15 protein-coding genes and 1 pseudogene are annotated in these 17,517 nt (G+C 33.3%); 4 read left to right on the forward strand and 12 right to left on the reverse strand.

Annotated features, from left to right (window positions below; genetic code table 11):
* The 8 genes and pseudogenes from KQA_RS19140 to KQA_RS0216160 form a co-directional block, all read right to left on the reverse strand.
* On the reverse strand, positions 1-679 hold a 679-nt coding region (locus tag KQA_RS19140), incomplete at its 3' end, for a hypothetical protein (RefSeq protein ID WP_040396468.1).
* Between the two features lie 234 nt (positions 680-913).
* Positions 914-3,697, reverse strand: a complete 2,784-nt coding sequence (locus tag KQA_RS0216135; RefSeq protein ID WP_262482170.1) for an FG-GAP-like repeat-containing protein — start codon at positions 3,695-3,697, stop codon at positions 914-916.
* Positions 3,698-3,739: 42 nt separating this feature from the next.
* Positions 3,740-5,086, reverse strand: a pseudogene (locus KQA_RS21035) (SpvB/TcaC N-terminal domain-containing protein); the annotation flags it as partial.
* A 14-nt stretch (positions 5,087-5,100) separates the two neighbouring features.
* Positions 5,101-5,265, reverse strand: coding sequence for a hypothetical protein (locus tag KQA_RS20365; RefSeq protein ID WP_157366741.1), 165 nt, complete (start codon positions 5,263-5,265; stop codon positions 5,101-5,103).
* Positions 5,266-5,276: 11 nt separating this feature from the next.
* A complete protein-coding gene (locus tag KQA_RS0216145; protein WP_010182575.1) occupies positions 5,277-5,738 on the reverse strand; it encodes a T9SS type A sorting domain-containing protein in 462 nt (153 codons plus the stop codon).
* A 142-nt stretch (positions 5,739-5,880) separates the two neighbouring features.
* Positions 5,881-7,233 carry a hypothetical protein gene (locus KQA_RS20820; protein WP_010182576.1) on the reverse strand — a complete coding sequence of 451 codons (1,353 nt, stop codon included), beginning with the start codon at positions 7,231-7,233 and terminating at the stop codon, positions 5,881-5,883.
* A 225-nt stretch (positions 7,234-7,458) separates the two neighbouring features.
* Entirely contained in the window at positions 7,459-8,766 is a 1,308-nt protein-coding gene (locus KQA_RS0216155) for an ABC1 kinase family protein (RefSeq protein WP_010182577.1), read from the reverse strand.
* 56 nt (positions 8,767-8,822) lie between these two features.
* Positions 8,823-9,482 (reverse strand): TetR family transcriptional regulator C-terminal domain-containing protein, encoded by a 660-nt coding sequence (locus KQA_RS0216160; RefSeq protein WP_010182578.1) that lies wholly within the window; start codon positions 9,480-9,482, stop codon positions 8,823-8,825.
* Positions 9,483-9,778: 296 nt separating this feature from the next.
* On the opposite strand from KQA_RS0216160, the gene KQA_RS0216165 reads away from it, so the two are divergent.
* The 4 genes from KQA_RS0216165 to KQA_RS20370 all read left to right on the forward strand — a co-directional run bounded on the left by KQA_RS0216165 (position 9,779) and on the right by KQA_RS20370 (position 15,005).
* Positions 9,779-10,321, forward strand: coding sequence for a TlpA family protein disulfide reductase (locus KQA_RS0216165; RefSeq protein ID WP_010182579.1), 543 nt, complete (start codon positions 9,779-9,781; stop codon positions 10,319-10,321).
* Positions 10,322-10,833: 512 nt separating this feature from the next.
* Complete coding sequence (htpG, locus tag KQA_RS0216170) at positions 10,834-12,717, forward strand: molecular chaperone HtpG (RefSeq protein WP_010182580.1); 1,884 nt, start codon at positions 10,834-10,836, stop codon at positions 12,715-12,717.
* Positions 12,718-13,086: 369 nt separating this feature from the next.
* Positions 13,087-14,700, forward strand: coding sequence for a S41 family peptidase (locus KQA_RS19150; protein WP_010182581.1), 1,614 nt, complete (start codon positions 13,087-13,089; stop codon positions 14,698-14,700).
* A 137-nt stretch (positions 14,701-14,837) separates the two neighbouring features.
* The gene (locus tag KQA_RS20370) at positions 14,838-15,005 is read left to right on the forward strand and encodes a hypothetical protein (protein ID WP_157366742.1); all 168 of its coding nucleotides are present in this window, start codon (positions 14,838-14,840) and stop codon (positions 15,003-15,005) included.
* Here the strand turns inward: KQA_RS20370 and KQA_RS0216185 are convergent.
* The 4 genes from KQA_RS0216185 to KQA_RS19160 all read right to left on the reverse strand — a co-directional run.
* Positions 15,002-15,268, reverse strand: coding sequence for a hypothetical protein (locus tag KQA_RS0216185; RefSeq protein WP_010182585.1), 267 nt, complete (start codon positions 15,266-15,268; stop codon positions 15,002-15,004). The two genes, KQA_RS20370 and KQA_RS0216185, sit on opposite strands and share 4 nt — an antisense overlap.
* A gap of 123 nt (positions 15,269-15,391) precedes the next feature.
* A complete protein-coding gene (locus tag KQA_RS0216190) occupies positions 15,392-15,604 on the reverse strand; it encodes a DUF3820 family protein (RefSeq protein ID WP_010182586.1) in 213 nt (70 codons plus the stop codon).
* A 4-nt stretch (positions 15,605-15,608) separates the two neighbouring features.
* Positions 15,609-16,157, reverse strand: a complete 549-nt coding sequence (locus KQA_RS0216195) for a hypothetical protein (protein WP_010182588.1) — start codon at positions 16,155-16,157, stop codon at positions 15,609-15,611.
* A partial coding sequence (locus tag KQA_RS19160; RefSeq protein ID WP_010182589.1) for an amino acid ABC transporter substrate-binding protein occupies positions 16,157-17,517 on the reverse strand: 1,361 nt, incomplete at its 5' end. The genes KQA_RS0216195 and KQA_RS19160, both read right to left, overlap by 1 nt.

Here is a 17,517-nt window from a genome sequence, read left to right on the forward strand (position 1 = left end):
TGCTATTAGTTCCTGTTTTATCATAAACAATTTCCAAAGGTGCTATGGAAGAGTATATTTTCACATAATCGCGTTCATTTTTATCTTCTTCCAAACCTCCATAGTATGCCACGGTACGATTCATTAGTGGCCCATACTCAAAATCAACTCGGCCCTGATCTTTTTCATAGATACTCACTGGTTTTTTATTCGCGTTGTATTTGATCTGTTGCGGGGTATGAGTTTCGTAATAATCTTTTCCCTTAGCATTTAGATCAATCCCCGCTAAACGGTAACGCGTTTGTGTTTGGTAGTTGTAAGTACCCACCAAAGAGTTGTTTTTTATATTTCCGTTGGCTTCGTAGGTCTGGCTATGTACTACAGCACTCCCAATTTTGGTACTCAACAAACGATCTTGATCATCATAGGCAAATACCTCTTCGCCTGTAAAGGCTTTGTTATCCCTACTTTTTAAATTTCCTCGTTTTACATCAAAATCAAAACTTAGATCAAAAACAGTATTGGAACCTTTTTTTACTTTAAATTCCTGTGGCAATCCATAAGCATCATATTTATTGGTTTTGGTAATGCCGTTTCCAATACTAATCTCGGTTAATTGCCCACGCTGATTCTGTTTTTTAATTTGCCAAAGTACTTTATTAGAGTCCTTATCGGAAATTTTTTCTAATGCACCAGACACACTATGGTACTGGTTTTTTATACTTATTTTATTGGATCCTGTAGGTTGTAATTTATTAGTACTCTTGTACGTTTCATAATCAACTCGCCCTTGAGGATCATATTTAATTAATTTTTCAAAACTGGCTTTGTCTTGATTTTCAACTAGTCGAATAGGTCTTTGAAAGTCATCATATACATACCCATAAATATATGTATTAGAGGTTCTATTATTGTCTCCTGTAATTTTCCTAATTTACTTAGAATCATCATAATACTCATATATTAATTCCATATCGGTTTCCTTACCTACGATAAGCTTTTTAGTAGGTTTTCCATATTCATCATATTCATAAGTAGTCGTTCCATTGGCATGGCGTTCCTCTAATAGTTCCCCTAAAATGTTATACTTATAACTATATACCCCCGCGGCAGGATCATTCAGCTCAATTTTACGCCCCCAACCATCAATTTTAGTCGTGATTTTATGGCTTCCGTAATTGGTTTCTTTAGGCGTGTTATTGGCATAGTAGCTATAATTAATAGTCCCTCCTGGATCGGTCATGCTAATGGTATTCCCAACAGCATCCTTAACTGTGGACATTGTTTTTGTTCCATCATCCACACTTACCGAATTGGTGCCATCCCCATAAGTAGTAGTAACAATTTGCCCTGTATACATTTGTTGCCTAATAGGTCGATTGTATTGATCATACGAATGTGTAGTCCATTGACTTGGGTCACTAAAATACGGCTGTGACTCTCTTTTAATTTTACCCACAGCATCGTACTCTACCTTGGTATAAACATATTCGCCCAAAGCATTAGTTACTGCACTCTCATACTCCCAACCTAAACGATTACTATAAGATAAGCTTAATGTGCCTAAAGAACTTAGTGTACTCACCCTAATATCCCCTTCTGTTGGCCCTTGCCAATAGTTAGTTTCAATAGTATTACCTAAAAAGTCGGTTTGTTTAGTTAAACGATTCCATCCATCATATTCAAATTTTTGTTTTTTTCCAAAGGGGTCGGTTTCTTCTAATAAATGCCCTAATTTTTTGTCGTATTTATAACTCACCGTTAAGCCTTCAATATCTGTAGCCGATTCCATAAAGCGACCTGTACTGTCATAGACAGACTCCTCTTTACGATCTTCGATCCCTGCTCCGCTTATGGTTTTACTCGTAATATTTCCAAAACCATCATGCTCATAAGTTTCGGTTAGCCAGCTGGTGCCATTTCCTTTTGTTTTCAGCGTTTTTATAAAATTGTTGGTATAGCTATACTGTTCTCCAGTACTAAAACTATCACTCCCCAATGTAGTGGTGGTATTTTTAGTTTTTGGTCTGCCTATATAATAATTAACCCCAGTACCAGAAGGATTATTGAAATAGGTATTTGTGATAGTTTTGCTCCCTCCTGTGTAGGTTTCTTTACTGGTTAATACATTGTAGTAACTATCATAAGTATTTGTGACTGTCGTATTTATTCCGGTTAAGCCATTTTCGGAAACTACTTTTTTAGGTATATTTAAGTAAGTTTTATTACTATTTAATACATAATCATAAATATAGTTTGTTTTAGAAACAAAGCCACTAGAAGGAAAACTTGTTGCATTATGAACTGCTTTATTAGTGGTCCATGTTTTTTCCAAAACTCCTCTTTTTTTGGGGCTATACTGAGAAATAGTCCATAAAGTCCTAATATCTGCCCCTGACCAAGTGCTTGAAGCCATAAAATTAAAACCTAGTAAACCTAACCCGTTTGTAGAAGACACTAAACCTCCATATCTATAAAATTTAGTTCGTTCTAAACCTGAAAAAGTTTCCTTAGCATTTACAACTACTTTAAAATCATCAGCACTGTTTATCTCTATATAAGGATACATAAAATTTTCAGAAAATCTTTTTGTGTAATGTGAAGCAAAATCTGGCGCTCCATTAATTGCTTTTAAACCTTTATAATTAAAAGCTTGAATTAAGCCATTATTTTCTACAGACTGTATACATAACTCATTTCTATAATTTCCCGTATACTTGTATATATTTACTTCGCCACTATAACTAACAAAGCCATACTCATCCATTAAATTCCCCTTACTTAAATCCGCATAAACTGGATGACCTTTTCCGGGTCTACCTTTATTATGTTTAATAAATTCATTTTTAAATGAAAAACCTAAAAAATCATTAGCAGTTGATTCATTAGTTGCGTAATCTATCCATTGTGATGAATACCTACTATCGCCACTTTCAAAATATGGAGTTACAACCTTATGCTTTATTAAATCCGTTTTTCCATCTTTATTAAAGTCTACAGGTAAATAAAAATATTGAATTATAGATGCTGCTTTATAACAGGGTATTTTAAATTTATTTTTACCTGATGAAAAACATTCTTCCTCTGGATTTTCTAGTGATTTATAGCCTGAATAATTTTCATCAAAATAATTATTCCAGTAATCTAAACCTATATCTTTTTTGTAATAAGTATAGTTTTTTCCATCAGAAATAAAGAACCCCCACGATCTATTCCCTTCACTTATTGATGATATTAAATCTGTTTTTCCATCTCCATTAAAATCACCTGGTAAAAAAACTGTATCCTTTATTTTAATAGATTCTGAAACTACTGTACTTACATGAACAAGCTTGTTATTATTATCTAATGAATAAATTTCAATTTTACCTTCAGAAATATGAAAAATATCTGTTTTACCATCTCCATTATAATCACCTGTTAAAAGCCTACTAACCTTATCGTCCGTTTTAAGTGTACCAATTGAATTAGTCGATGATCCAGCAGGTATAGAACTATCTATTTTATCATTCGGATCTAAATTAATATAATAAACTGACCTTCTGACTCTAGCAGGGTTTGGAATACAGTTCGGCCCACCGCCACCTCTTTGACTATAAGTAAGCTTACCTGTATTTGGATCAAGACACCTATATATATTATTATTTTCATAAAATTGATTTATTGCGATAATATCTGTTATACCATCACCATTAAAATCACCTGATAAATATCGCATATTAAGTAATGATCTCCCCGTGCGAAACCTGCCATCTATTTTCGCAGTAAAATTAACTCCAGGTTTTGCATGAAATCCCTTTTTTAAAAAAATAAAGCTTTTAGAAAAATAATTAACTCCATTACCATTACCCGATACTTTATTTGATGCCTCAACATTTAAACCTGCATAATTCTTTACCTCACTATCACTATTTATATCATCAACTATGTTTAAGGATTTTGGATTAGGTTCTTCCCCAAATAGAGTTGGCTTCAATGGCAAATTCCAATCTTTTGTAAAAACAACTTCAAGCTTTTTATTCCCATTATTTTTAATTTTATTAACCTCAAATAAAACCTTGTTAGTCCCTGGCACCTTCCTTAAAAAAACAAGCCCTTGACTAGTACTAAACTTACCTTGTGGAGTTAAATAATTTGAAGCAAAAACTTGCTCAAACCTACCCGGCTTAAGCGTAGATGTTCTAAAACCATTACCTGTGTTTTCACTAAAAACGATATCTTTAAAATCATCAGGCAAATTCCTGTTTTTTGAAAACCCAATAAAATCCACCTTTTCATCACCATTAAAATCTCCAGAAATCACTGAAGCATTTTTACTATCCCCTACTTTATAGGATAAATTTGATTTTCCTATTTCTTCTACCCTATCTACAACCGTCTCATCATATTTAAACTCCAAAGCTGGCAAAGTTTCATCATCTCTATTTTCTTGTTCAATTTTCTTTATTCGCTTTACATCTTTACTTGTATCTTCATGTGTAATAGTATATTTGAAATACTTATCTGTAGTATTTGTTTTTACCTCAATACTTGTTAATAAACGGTTATTCGTAAAAAACTCACCTCCAATACCAATAGGATTCACATTTGTTTTTTTTCCATAAGTAAACTCTACACGTACTTTGGCTACCGGATCTTCTACATGATTTAAGCGCACTGTTTTATCAACAATTGTGTAACCAAACTCTACTCTATTCCCTTGTGTATCCTCTATACGCGCAACTGACCATTCTAGTTTAGAATGTGATGTGTACGAAGATCCCGTTCCATTACGTCCATACCAATAACGCAAGCCATTGGGGTGGTATACCACAAAATATTGCGGCCCATATGCAGTCCCAAAACGAGAAGTCCCTATAGACTCAATTTTTAAATTTGAATAACTTTCAGTTTGGTAGGTAGCGTCTGCTTTACCGTAAGTACCACTTTTTAAAATCAACCGTTGCCCATCTAACGTAAAGCGATCATCCAGGTCAAAATCTACCCCGTCAATAAAACCATCATGATATGTGGTAGCCGAGGTACGGGTAATACTTGAAAGCCCTGTAATACTCCAGCCATAACCCGCAATACCATCGCCAGCTTGACTATTAAAACTTAAACCTAAATTTGGAAAATGACCTAATACATACGAGGCACTTCAAATGGCACTTGATACGTTAATGCCCCAGATGGTGATACTGAAAAATCCGCAGCTATAGATTTACTAGTATCTTGTGCCCATAAATTGCTTGTAGCACTTAGTAATCCTACTAATGCTATTATGTATTTTATAACTAATTTCATTTATACCTGAATTAATTTTTTATAATTTTTTTTATAACACGTCTGGAATCATTTAAAATAAATTCAACCAAATATAGCCCCGACGCATGGTTTGTTAGGTCGACTAAGGCAAAATTTTCTGTTGCCTTTCGATTCACTATAAAAAAACTACCTCCTGCGCCATCAGATACTTGAATGCTTTTTATGAATTCACTATCAGCATAATCCCATTCAATACGTAAATTCCCTTGCGTTGGATTCGGATAGATTCGAAGTCTATTTACAAAATCGGTTAATTGATCATCTTCGTTTAGCACCACTGACTCCGTTGCTACTTCGCGAACTAGTTGTTTTGCCCCTGAGGCACAGTTACCTGTTGGGCAATATTTTCGTTCTATTTGATTTCCTACCGCATCGTAACTAAATACCAATTTGGATTGTGCTGACATAGTGATACTAAATAGCGTCACAACAGCAATTATGAGTTTATACATTTTTAAATGTTTTTGAAATTATTAAGAGTAATATACTAGTCTTGTTAACAAAAGAACACTTTGTATTAGATACATCCATATTCAAAACTATTCTCGATATACTTCATTTTACCCAAAATAAAGTACTTGAACCAATAGGCTTCTACTTTAACAACAAGGCTTCAAGCTTTTCTAATCTTTGTGTTAAGGCCTTGTTAGCTGCTTGTAATTGTTCATTAACACTAGCTTGTTGATCTAATTGCTTTTCTTGCGCTATAGTATACAAGGTCAACTCTTCTACTTTTTGTAATAGTTTGTTTGACATTTCCGAAACCTTCATATCATTGGCTCTAAACTCATCTGCCGATGGCATTTCTGGTAAGTGCTTGTTTCTTTTTATAAAAGCTTCTACCTCGGCTAAGGGTTGCAATTTGTAGTCTGCTTCAAAAACCCAGTCTGCAGCGTCTTTTAAACTTACCTTCACCTCTTTTGCCCAGATGGTTCCGTTAACGGATAGCTCGTTTTGTGGAGTTAATGTTCCTATACCTACTTTACCGTTTGACCCAAAAACAACATTTTCATCACCAGCTCCAGTTGCAAAAATAATGGAGTTAGTATCTTCATTACCTCCACCAAATGTTGATCTTATATAAGCTCTATCATTACCACCAACAGTTTCTAAAAACTTAATTTTTTTTGTTCGAACCAAAGCAATATCTCCATTAACTTCTAATTTTGCTTTAGGATTATTCATTCCTATACCTACGTTACCACTTGAATTTTTAATCATTATTGCTTGGGTATATTTAGTAGTACCTACTGCTAAATCAATACTCCCTCCTGTTCTAATTCTTCCTTCTCTGGCATTGGTTCCATTACCTACATACCCCACAAAAACTCCTTTTCCTGTTTTATGACTAAATGAACTTAGTAAATATTCATGATTATTTGTTGCTGCTTCTTTTCGTACATCTAAAGTATAAACAGGATTAGTAGTACCAATACCCACTTTAGCTTCTTTATTTATTGTTAAAGCCGTAGTCGGAATATTCGTTAACGATGAAGATGTTCCTAATCGTAATTTTCCAGTTACTGATTCAAAACGCAATTCTGCGGCATAGTGCGAAGGATTTAAATCAACACTCCCAGAAGGTGCATAATTAAAACCTATAATTTTGTGTCCACCATCGTGAAAAGTAAATGCATTTGAAATTTGAAGTTTTTCTTTAGGGGTTATTGTGCTTAAACCAACATTCCCATTTTCTTTAAAAATGACACTTTCCTTCCCAGATCCTGTAGCAAAAATAATAGAATTGAAATCTTCATTTCCTTTTCCATCTGTTGATCTTATATAAGCTCTTTCACCACCTCCCACTTTTTCTAAAAACTTGATTTTTTTAGTGCGAACCAAAGCAATATCACCTGGCACATTAGTATCCTGAGAAAAAACAGATTGCACTGAAAAAAATAAAAAAGAAATCGATAAAACGAAGTGATAAGTAGTTCTAAAATTCATTAAGAATATTTTTTGTTTTAGTAATTGGCGCGAATATAACCACTTTCCTCTAATTCAATAATTTACCACTGCAACACAATGATTTAGACTTTCTCACAAAAAAGCAAAAAAAAATACTCATTCTTACTAAATAAGTATTTTTTTGTTAAAATATTACTAAAATTAACAATATGCTTACCTAGCGTCTAAAATGTCAATTAAATGTTAAATTTTAAGATATTTATTCTACCGATACTGATCATAACTATCCACAACGATCTCCGCTTTTAAATCGTGTAACAAGTTATATAGTCCAAAAAAAGTACGGTTTATATACAAGAAATGCCTACTTCCTCTACTTCCATTCATTTTTCTAAGCTCTTTATCATTGGAATATTTTTCACTTAGTTCAGTAATTTTATTCCAAAAAATTTCGTCTGAAAAGTCGAAGGTTTTGTTGTGGAAAGGAGAGGTGAATAAGGATAACATTTCATGAAACAATGTCGAAAAGAATTTAGTTTCCTTTGGCGTATCCGTGGGTAATAAGATTTCCAATTCAAACATTTTTTGTTTGAAAATTTCGGGGTTATTAATGTTTTCTATTTTAGCTAATTCAAAATAAGGCGTATAAAACTCCATGGGTACCTTTTTTATACAACCAAAGTCGATCGCTATTAAATTAACATCTTTATCCACCAGAAAATTTCCCGGATGTGGATCGGCATGTACCGCCTTTAACACGTGCATTTGATACATATAAAAATCCCAAAGCGCCTGCCCTAGTTTGTTCCCCTCTGCCTGCGTAAAACTTTTGGCGGTAAACTCACTTAAGTGCTCTCCTTCCATCCAATCCATGGTAATAATACGCTCGCTTGAATAGGCTTCGTAATATTTAGGAAACTTTAAATTCGGGATCTTACTACAAGCCTCGGTAATTTCCTTGCTTTGTTCCACTTCCAATATATAATCGGTTTCCTCTAAAAGCTTTCCTTCTATTTCCTTAAAGTACTTTTCCGTTTCTTTTCCTTTCAAATTAAACATTCGAATAGCAATAGGCTTTACCATAGCCAAATCCGATCCAATACTATCCGCCACTCCCGGATATTGAATTTTTACTGCAAGTTGATTACCATCCTTTTTTGCTTTGTGTACTTGACCAATACTTGCCGCATTGACCGAATTTGCAGTAAATTCATCAAAAATAACCTCGGGATATTCCCCAAAATAGGTTTTAAACGTTTTTCTAACTAATGGGGCCGACAAGGGAGGCACACTAAATTGTGCTAATGAAAAACGCTCTACATAAGCCTTTGGCAATAAGCTTTTTTCCATGGAAAGCATTTGTGCTACCTTTAAAGCACTTCCTTTCAAACTTTTTAATCCATCATAAATATCTGTGGCATTATCTTCATTCAGTTCGTCTTTTGATATTTCGGGATTTAAGGCTTTTTTACCATAATATTTTAAATAATTACCTCCTACTTTTACTCCAGTTTTCACTAATTCAGTAGTACGTCCCAACTTTGATGTGGGTATGCTATCAATTGTCTTCATTCATTTGTAGGTTTAAATTTTACTGTAATTCAGCATTTCATTGGGCTTGAGTGTGGTTATGCCATACGTTCTTTCCACAAAAACTTTCCTAAATCCAATATATTATCCAAAGGAGTATTATCAAATATATCAAAAACAGTATGCACCGATTTTTCAATGGCTACATCTGTTTTTTGGAAACCAGCCGACTCATCATCCTTCCAAAACTTTAATAAAAATAAGAATTGAACCCATGTAGCTTCCCCCACCAAAGCAACAGGTTTTTTGGTAATCTTTAGTTTTTTCTCTTCGTTATCCGTACTCACTAATTCCTTACCAAATTCCACCACTTTTTTACGTAAATCCCCTAATTGCTTTAAATTTTCCAGTCTACTTTCTGTCTCATGTAACGCCCATAATACATAACTCCTATTAGCCGTTAGCATTTCAAAAAAAGTAAAATAAAAAGTAAGTAACTTTTCTCTACTGGAATAAGCCTCGTAATCCGAATTTTTGGCAAGTAAATCTTCTACGTAAGTATAAAAATCAACCCATATTCCTTTTTTTAAGCCTTCCAAACTTCCAAAAGATTGATAAAAAACGGATTCCTCTATCTCATTCTCTTTACAAAATGAGAACACACTTTGCGGAGCTCCATGCATTAGCACATGCTCCATATATGCAGAAACGATATCCGATTTTGTAGTTTTTTTTACTGTTTTTGCTTTGGCTGCCATATTCACTTTAGTTTGCTGTAAAGATAATGACTGTTTAACATTTTATACACAAACATAAACAAAATGATTTGTTAAAATTTATCTTAATTTTTTATTGAACCTACATTTATGTTAAAAAAACCTATTTTTTGTCGATCAGTTAAAAATCACATCAAAAAAGGACTGGATTTTGATATTATTTTATTAAATTAACCTAAACAAGTAATTTTTATTCATTATTTGTTTACAACCCCAAGTACTAACTGAGTTATTTATCCATCCCAAATCGATAGGTAATACTATTAAAATCTTAACCTATGAAAATAAAATTTTTACCCTACGTTTTATTTTTGGTTACTTTTTTAAGTAACGCACAAACAAATAACACCGCATTAAAAGTTGGTGATGAATTCCCTTATTTTGAACTTGAAACCATTGATGGACATACTGTTACCTCAGATGACATTCGAGGTAAATTAGTGTTTTTCAATTTATGGTTTATTCATTGTAAACCTTGCATTGATGAATTACCCGAATTAAATACACTAAAAGATCATTACGAAGATGATGTTATTTTTATATCCGCCACTTTTGAAAACGAAAGTGACGTAAAACAATTTTTGTTGCACACCAAATTCAATTTTGAATATATTGCTACCGACGCTGGTCCTTTTCTAAAAAACCAAATAGGCAACATTAGCTATCCAAAAAATTTCATTATTGATTATGATGGCACTATAAAAGCCATAAAAGGTGGCCTTCCTGTAAAAACAGTAACTACGTTGGATAATAAAATTGTAAAGAAAAAGAGCGACTACACTTATTTTGCGCGCTATTTGGATGATTTAATTAATTATTAACGTGAATTCAACATAAGAAAAGATATAGATTCGAATAAAATTCTGCAATAATTTTGTGCAGAGAATCATCTTTCCGTATCAAAAAGCCCTTTCTCGATTCAATTTTCTGTCGAAAATCACTCGAACTGGTAATTTTGATACTAGCTTGAATTTAAACCCAAATTATGCAATAGAAAATTTATTATACCATGAAACCACTTCAAAAACAAACACTTCGTTGCACTTTTCAATTTAACCATAGCGGTGCTATGCTGAAATTGAGAAAGCACTTGTTTTTATTGAGGTTTCAAGTCTCATTACAAAGTTCTATTACATAATCTGGGTTAAATCGAGCTCATGTTTATTAATACGATTTAGCTCCTAACTCTTGATACGTCAATTTAGATTGATACCCGATACCTGATGTTTAGCATTGATTCAAATTGACACTTTGTCAGCAAATGCACCTTGGTATTTTTTTTGAAACAGACTAGTCACATTAACTAGTATTAACATTTAAAAAAATATACCTTATGGCTACTGGAAATATTAATGTTTCGGTTGAAAATATTTTTCCACTTATAAAAAAATTTTTATACTCAGATCACGAAATTTTTCTTCGTGAACTTATATCAAATGCTACAGATGCTACATTAAAGTTAAAGCATTTAACCAGTATTGGAGAATCTAAAGCGGAATACGGAAATCCTTTTATTGAAGTTAAAGTTGATAAAGAAGGAAAGAAAATTCACATCATTGACCAAGGTTTAGGAATGACCGCTGAGGAGGTTGAAAAATACATCAACCAAGTTGCCTTTTCTGGCGCCGAAGAGTTTTTAGATAAATATAAGGACAGCGCCAAAGATGCTGGAATTATTGGACATTTTGGTCTTGGTTTTTACTCTGCCTTTATGGTTGCTGACAAGGTTGAAATTATTACTAAATCGCATACCGATGCGCCTGCTGCCTACTGGGTTTGTGACGGATCACCTACTTTTATTTTAGAAGAGGCTGACAAAAAAGAGCGTGGTACCGAGATTATTCTACACGTTAGTGAAGAAGAAACGGAATTTTTGGAAGACTCAAAAATTAGCGAATTACTTGTAAAATACAACAAGTTCATGCCTGTACCCATCAAGTTTGGTACTAAAACAGAAACACTTCCAAAGCCCGAAGGTGCCAAGGAAGAAGATCCTGCGCCTACTCAAGAAGTGGACAACTTTATCAACAATCCAACTCCTGCTTGGACAAAACAACCTGCAGATTTAGAGGATAAAGATTATAAGGACTTTTACCGCGAATTGTATCCAATGCAATTTGAAGAGCCTTTATTTAACATTCACTTAAATGTAGACTATCCTTTTAATTTAACAGGTATTTTATACTTCCCTAAATTAGATCCAAGTGTAGGTATACAAAAAGATAAAATTCAATTATACCAAAATCAGGTATTTGTAACGGATAATGTTGAGGGTATTGTTCCCGAATTTTTAACTATGCTACGTGGAGTTATTGACTCCCCAGACATTCCATTAAACGTATCACGTTCATACTTACAAGCCGATGGTGCTGTTAAAAAAATATCTAGCTACATTACACGTAAAGTTGCCGATAAACTAAGCTCGTTATTCAAAAACAACCGTGAGGATTTTGAGGCTAAATGGAACGATATCAAAATTGTTATTGAATACGGAATGCTTTCCGAGGACAAGTTTTTTGATAAAGCCAAAAACTTTGCACTTATTCCAACTGTGGATAATGCCTACTTTACTTTTGACGAATTAAAAGCCAAAATTGAAGCTGCTCAAACGGATAAAGATGGAAAACTTGTGGTGTTATATACCTCTGACAAAGATGCACAACACAGTTACATTCAAGCTGCCAAAGACAAAGGCTATGAAGTTGCATTATTAGACTCGCCAATTGTTTCTCACTTAATCCAAAAATTAGAGAGCACTTATGAAAACACCACTTTTGTGCGTGTCGATGGTGATCATATTGACAACTTAATCAAAAAGGAAGACACCACAGTTTCTAAACTTAATGATGAAGAAAAAGAAGCTTTGAAAACCACTATTGAAGGAGTAGTTCCCAAAGAAACATACACCGTTCAAGTTGAAGCTATGGACAGCCAAGCATCCCCTTTTATTATTACGCAGCCCGAATTTATGCGTCGTATGAAAGAAATGCAACAAACTGGTGGCGGAGGAATGGCGATGTTTGGAAACATGCCCGAAACTTACAATTTAGTAGTTAACTCTAACCACAGCTTAGTTGAAAAAATTAATGCCGCCGAAAATGACGAAGCAAAATCTGCATTAATCAAACAGGCATTGGATTTAGCAAAGCTGTCACAAAACTTACTTAAAGGTGAGGATTTAACCAACTTTGTGAAACGTAGTTTTGATCTTATATAAAACTTGTTAAAGAGTTATACGATTTACTAACAAAAACCTAACCTGAGTTTAATTTGTAACATTAAGCTCAGGTTATTTTTTTGTCCATTATTAATATCCCGAAGTTTTGGGCGTGCCCTAAAGGTCGGGCTTTCCGTTACAATTCCTCGCTCTTCCTAACGTCAGGCTGTGGGATTTCCGCTGCAATCCCTCACGCAAAAAAAAAACATAACACCAAATGTTATACATTAGCATTTATATCGAAAATTATCTTTTTTACGCTAAAACTGCCCTTCTTAATACAATTTTCTATCGAAAATTACTCGAATTGACAATTTTAGCACTTGGATATAGGTATAATAATTCAGAGTATACACATCACTCCTTATTATGAAAAAAATTACACTATTAATTACTATGCTGTGTTTCACTTCTTGCGTAAGCACCAAACATTTTAATACACAAATAGCAAAAGAACACAGCGTAATTGAACTCCATAATGATATTGATAAAGCCTACTACGAATTAAAAAAACTACACCCTAAACTTTACCAATACATTTCAAAAAAAGATTTAGACCACAAATTCGATAGTTTAAAACAACACATTAACCAACCTTTAAAAAGTCATGAGTTTTACAAAAAAATAGCGCCTGTCATTGCCTCAATTAAACAAGGTCATATATCGGTTGCTCCTCCTTTTAAAAAATGCACTGCAAAAGAAAAAAAACAGTATAAAAAAACATCGTTTGATTTTAATAAATTGGATTTTGAATATGTAACTAATGCTTTTTTAATTAGTGCTAATTACAATAAAACCGGCAAAGAAATTGTAGGTAGCGAAGTGATTCGTGTAAATAATGAACCTATTCAACAAATTATTCAGCAATCAAAAAAACGCTTTGCCTCAGACGGGTATAACACTACTTTCCACAACCGAATTATAGCACATCATTTTTCGGGCATGTACCTAAAACACAAAGGCGTGGTTATGGATAGTATTCGCTTGCAACTTAAAAACAAGGATTCGGTGTATTACAAAACCTTTACACGTGTTTTAAAAGAAAAATACCGAAAAAAGGATAGTACAATAACGCCTATCAAAAAAGTAAAATTAACTCAAGAACAAAAATTAGCACATCGAAAAAAACAACGCTTCCAAAAAAAATACAACAAACAACATGGTTTTATTAAATCAAAAGATTTATACCAACGAAATTTCAGCTTTATAGGTAAAGATAGCCCCATTGCCTATTTAAAAATAAGAGGTTTTCACACAGGTAACTACAAAAAATTTTATGAAAACAGTTTTCAAAAAATAGAGGCTACAAAAACGAAAACTTTAATTATTGACCTAAGGGATAATACCGGAGGAAGATTAAACGAAATTTACAAACTCTACTCCTATTTAACTGATCAAGAATTCCAATTTGTAAACAAAGCTAAAAGCCGTACTCGCATCCCTGTTTTTAAAGCTATAGCAACTGGAGGAATTCCCTTTTCGGTTAAATTTTTTAGCTACTTAATTAGCCCTATCTTAATCACTCATGATCTTTTAAAAACTTCTAAAAGAGAAGGTAATATAGAGTACAAACTCTCCAGTTCAAAAGTAAAAAGCAAGCCCAATCCCTTAAATTTCAAAGGAAACATTTATGTGTTAATCAATGGAAACTCTTTTTCGGCATCATCCATACTAGCAACAAATTTACATGCTACAAACAGCGCTGTTTTTGTCGGCGAAGAAACTGGTGGAGGCTATAATGGAACTGTTGCTGGGCTGTATAAAAATGTACTACTGCCCAATTCAAAAATTCGATTTAATTTTGGCTTAATGCAAATTGAAGCTCCTTACAAAAATGAAAAAATAGGTCACGGTATTGTCCCCGATATTAAAATTACCCCCACAAAAGAAGATAGAACCAACAACGTTGACCCCGAATTAACATGGGTATTAAAGCATATAAATGCTAAAAAAGAAGTCCTTTATAAGACAGGCATACAATGAATTTGATTTGTAGGATAACCAAAAAATTAGGGAACGTTCTAAAACCCTCCCTAATTTTTATTTACTCCGTATTTTTTGGAGGCTGCTATTTCTTTTTAATAAATGGTCCTAAAAAGTCACTTTTTAAAGTTTTCTCTATGCCTTCAACATCATACTGCACACCCAAGTACTTCCCTAAAATTGCTTCAGTTGGCTTATATGAATCTGAATTAGCCCCTTTAATTAACTTGGCATTTGTTCCTTTTTTATCATCGGCTACAACCCAATTAAACGTCGCTTTACCTTCAAAATTAAAGAAAAACTAGGTGGTATAAACCGCACCAATATTTTGTTCTTTTTTGGGATCTAAAGCTACAGATTCGTTATTGAGATTAATTCCAACTATGTCTAAGTTTGGCTCAACCTCATCCCCTTTAGCATCAACAAATTTTGAATCTTTCACCGTTATTTTGGCATTCGTAGAAATTGCAGATACCGGTTCCATTTTTGTGTCATTATCATCCGAGTCACATGAAACTCCTAAAAATAATGTCAGTACTCCAATAAATTTAATTACCGCTTTTTTCATTTTATAAAAAATTTAATTATTGTTTACTTTAAAACAACAGAAATGTTAAATTCCCTAATTTTTTTATAAAAATTTTAGCTAATCTACAGCAACTTTCATTCTAATTCATTTTAAATAAACAGATTACCTTAATCTTCGAACTATATCCTCCAAGCCATTTAATTTTAGCTCATATACACTTTCCATTTGCAAGCCTAACTTCCCTTTAGGAAAACCTTTGTTTTTATACCAAACAATATAATATTCCGGTAAATCAATTAAAAAGCGATCTTTATATTTACCAAATGGCATTTTAGCCTTGGCCAGATCTAAAAGAAACTGTTTTTGATCTTCCATCTAATTATTCGGCATAAGCTTTATAGACTTCTAATAATTTAGCTACTTTTTCTTCCCAAAGTAACTGTAGTTCTATATTTTTAGAATGTGCTGTTTCCTCATCATAAGCCTCTTGCATTTGGACACGCTCAAATTCCACATCGCCATGAATTTTACTCATCGCTTTTCGAATATTCCTTCCAAATTTATACTCCCCTAGGCGTTTTCTAAAGATGCGTGCATGCAATTCTGTTATATCAAAGTGCAACTGTTCATGTATTAAAAGTTCGGCATCCTTTTCCTTTTCAATTACCCAAGAAAAAAAAGGTTGCACATAACTTTCAACTTCATACTGTAAATCAATTTTGTTTTGCGCAGTAGAGTAACTCCATTTAAAACCAATGCCCGTATTTACACTAGCTGCAAATTCCGTATTACTGGGTATTGCCCCTTTAAATGAGTCCCAGGTTAATTTAGGTTGCGCACTGTAAGTTACTCTCTTTTTTGAATTATTTTGATGACTTTGACCTATTATAGGCAATGTGAATAATAAAAATAAGCATAGTATTCTCATTATTCTACTACTTTAAATTCCAAACCTTCTGCGTAACGCATAATATAACAAGCAGCATTAACATAACCTCCTTCGGGATTCATGGTATACCCAAATTTACACTCATTGTATTCGGTTGTAAAATTTTGACTTGCTTGCTCATAAATATCAAATGAAGAACCTAATCGCAATAGTAAATCATAGGTTAAATCATATCCTCGAACGGCATAATGATTAGGTAATACTCCATACTTTGACTTATATGTATCATACAATTCAGGTCGCTTTTCTGCTGTCATCTCTTTTTGCATAGAGGGATAATGAAATCTTAAATTGGAAAGATGTGCGTTTAATATAGACTCGTTTTCATACACATTCGACTTGTTAGTGGTAAATAAAGTAATTTTATGCGATTTTGCTCGGGCATTTAAAAAAGGGACCACATTACTTATTAATTGCATACTGGATGACTCTAAAAACACCCAAGTCTCTTTTTTGTCATTAGGCTCTCCCAATGCTTCAACTAAATTTGCTTCTTTTAAAAAATTCTCTTCTTCTGGGTCTAAAACAGTAGCGCCTTCAAAAGCCTTTTTTAATTTTTCCTTTACCGCTGTACTTTTCTTATCTGCTATAATAATAATATTCTTTTTCGAAGTATCCTTTTTTACAAAAGCAATTATTTTATCCTCCAACACCGAAGCTGTAGGCACTGTTTGAAATAAGTTTTTATGCTTTGCATTTACTTTATTAGAAATGGGAGATAATACGGGGGTATTGGATGACTTTAATACTGCAGCCGCTTTTTCTACATTCTTTTTATATAATGGGCCTATCACAGCATCACTATCTGCTATAGCTTTATCTTTTATTAATTTGGCAACTACCGCATCACTCTTTTGTGTATCATATACATTTAAATTAACACTAATTCCTTTTTGCTTAGCAGCCTCAACAGCCAATAACACTCCCGAATAGAAGTCAACTGTTAAACGAACTACTTTACTTTTTTTTATATGATCTTTTAACGATTCTTCCTCATCAAAATCAACTTTATTGATCCCAAAAGGCAACATTACGGTTATCGTTTTAGTATCCACATAACTTATACGATTCTCTAAATCCATTACTACCCCACTTTCCGATAAATTAAAATCATCCAGGTTAGGCAAACGCAAAATCATACCCGCCTTAAGCCCATCCTTTACCGATGGATTAAGCACCTCTAATGAATCGGAACTAATTTCAAATCTTCGTGTTAAGCTATAAATAGTTTCCTTAGGCATTACTTGATACAACTTAAATTTCTGATCTACATTTAAAGATTCATCAGACACGAGCTCTGGTACTAAAATTTGAATTCCAATAGGAAAATCTTTCCCTA

It is taken from the genome of Aquimarina agarilytica ZC1, from assembly GCF_000255455.1.
GTDB lineage: Bacteria > Bacteroidota > Bacteroidia > Flavobacteriales > Flavobacteriaceae > Aquimarina > Aquimarina agarilytica.

What these genes read in the sequence shown, in the direction of transcription:
- KQA_RS0216135 (WP_262482170.1), bottom strand. Translation starts at nt 3,697, where the DNA reads ATGCGATATTTATCAGGTGATTTTAATGGTGATGGTATAACAGATATT.
- KQA_RS20365 (WP_157366741.1), bottom strand. Translation starts at nt 5,265, where the DNA reads ATGAAATTAGTTATAAAATACATAATAGCATTAGTAGGATTACTAAGT.
- KQA_RS0216145 (WP_010182575.1), bottom strand. Translation starts at nt 5,738, where the DNA reads ATGTATAAACTCATAATTGCTGTTGTGACGCTATTTAGTATCACTATG.
- KQA_RS20820 (WP_010182576.1), bottom strand. Translation starts at nt 7,233, where the DNA reads ATGAATTTTAGAACTACTTATCACTTCGTTTTATCGATTTCTTTTTTA.
- KQA_RS0216155 (WP_010182577.1), bottom strand. Translation starts at nt 8,766, where the DNA reads ATGAAGACAATTGATAGCATACCCACATCAAAGTTGGGACGTACTACT.
- KQA_RS0216160 (WP_010182578.1), bottom strand. Translation starts at nt 9,482, where the DNA reads ATGGCAGCCAAAGCAAAAACAGTAAAAAAAACTACAAAATCGGATATC.
- KQA_RS0216165 (WP_010182579.1), top strand. Translation starts at nt 9,779, where the DNA reads ATGAAAATAAAATTTTTACCCTACGTTTTATTTTTGGTTACTTTTTTA.
- htpG (WP_010182580.1), top strand. Translation starts at nt 10,834, where the DNA reads ATGGCTACTGGAAATATTAATGTTTCGGTTGAAAATATTTTTCCACTT.
- KQA_RS19150 (WP_010182581.1), top strand. Translation starts at nt 13,087, where the DNA reads ATGAAAAAAATTACACTATTAATTACTATGCTGTGTTTCACTTCTTGC.
- KQA_RS20370 (WP_157366742.1), top strand. Translation starts at nt 14,838, where the DNA reads ATGCCTTCAACATCATACTGCACACCCAAGTACTTCCCTAAAATTGCT.
- KQA_RS0216185 (WP_010182585.1), bottom strand. Translation starts at nt 15,268, where the DNA reads ATGAAAAAAGCGGTAATTAAATTTATTGGAGTACTGACATTATTTTTA.
- KQA_RS0216190 (WP_010182586.1), bottom strand. Translation starts at nt 15,604, where the DNA reads ATGGAAGATCAAAAACAGTTTCTTTTAGATCTGGCCAAGGCTAAAATG.
- KQA_RS0216195 (WP_010182588.1), bottom strand. Translation starts at nt 16,157, where the DNA reads ATGAGAATACTATGCTTATTTTTATTATTCACATTGCCTATAATAGGT.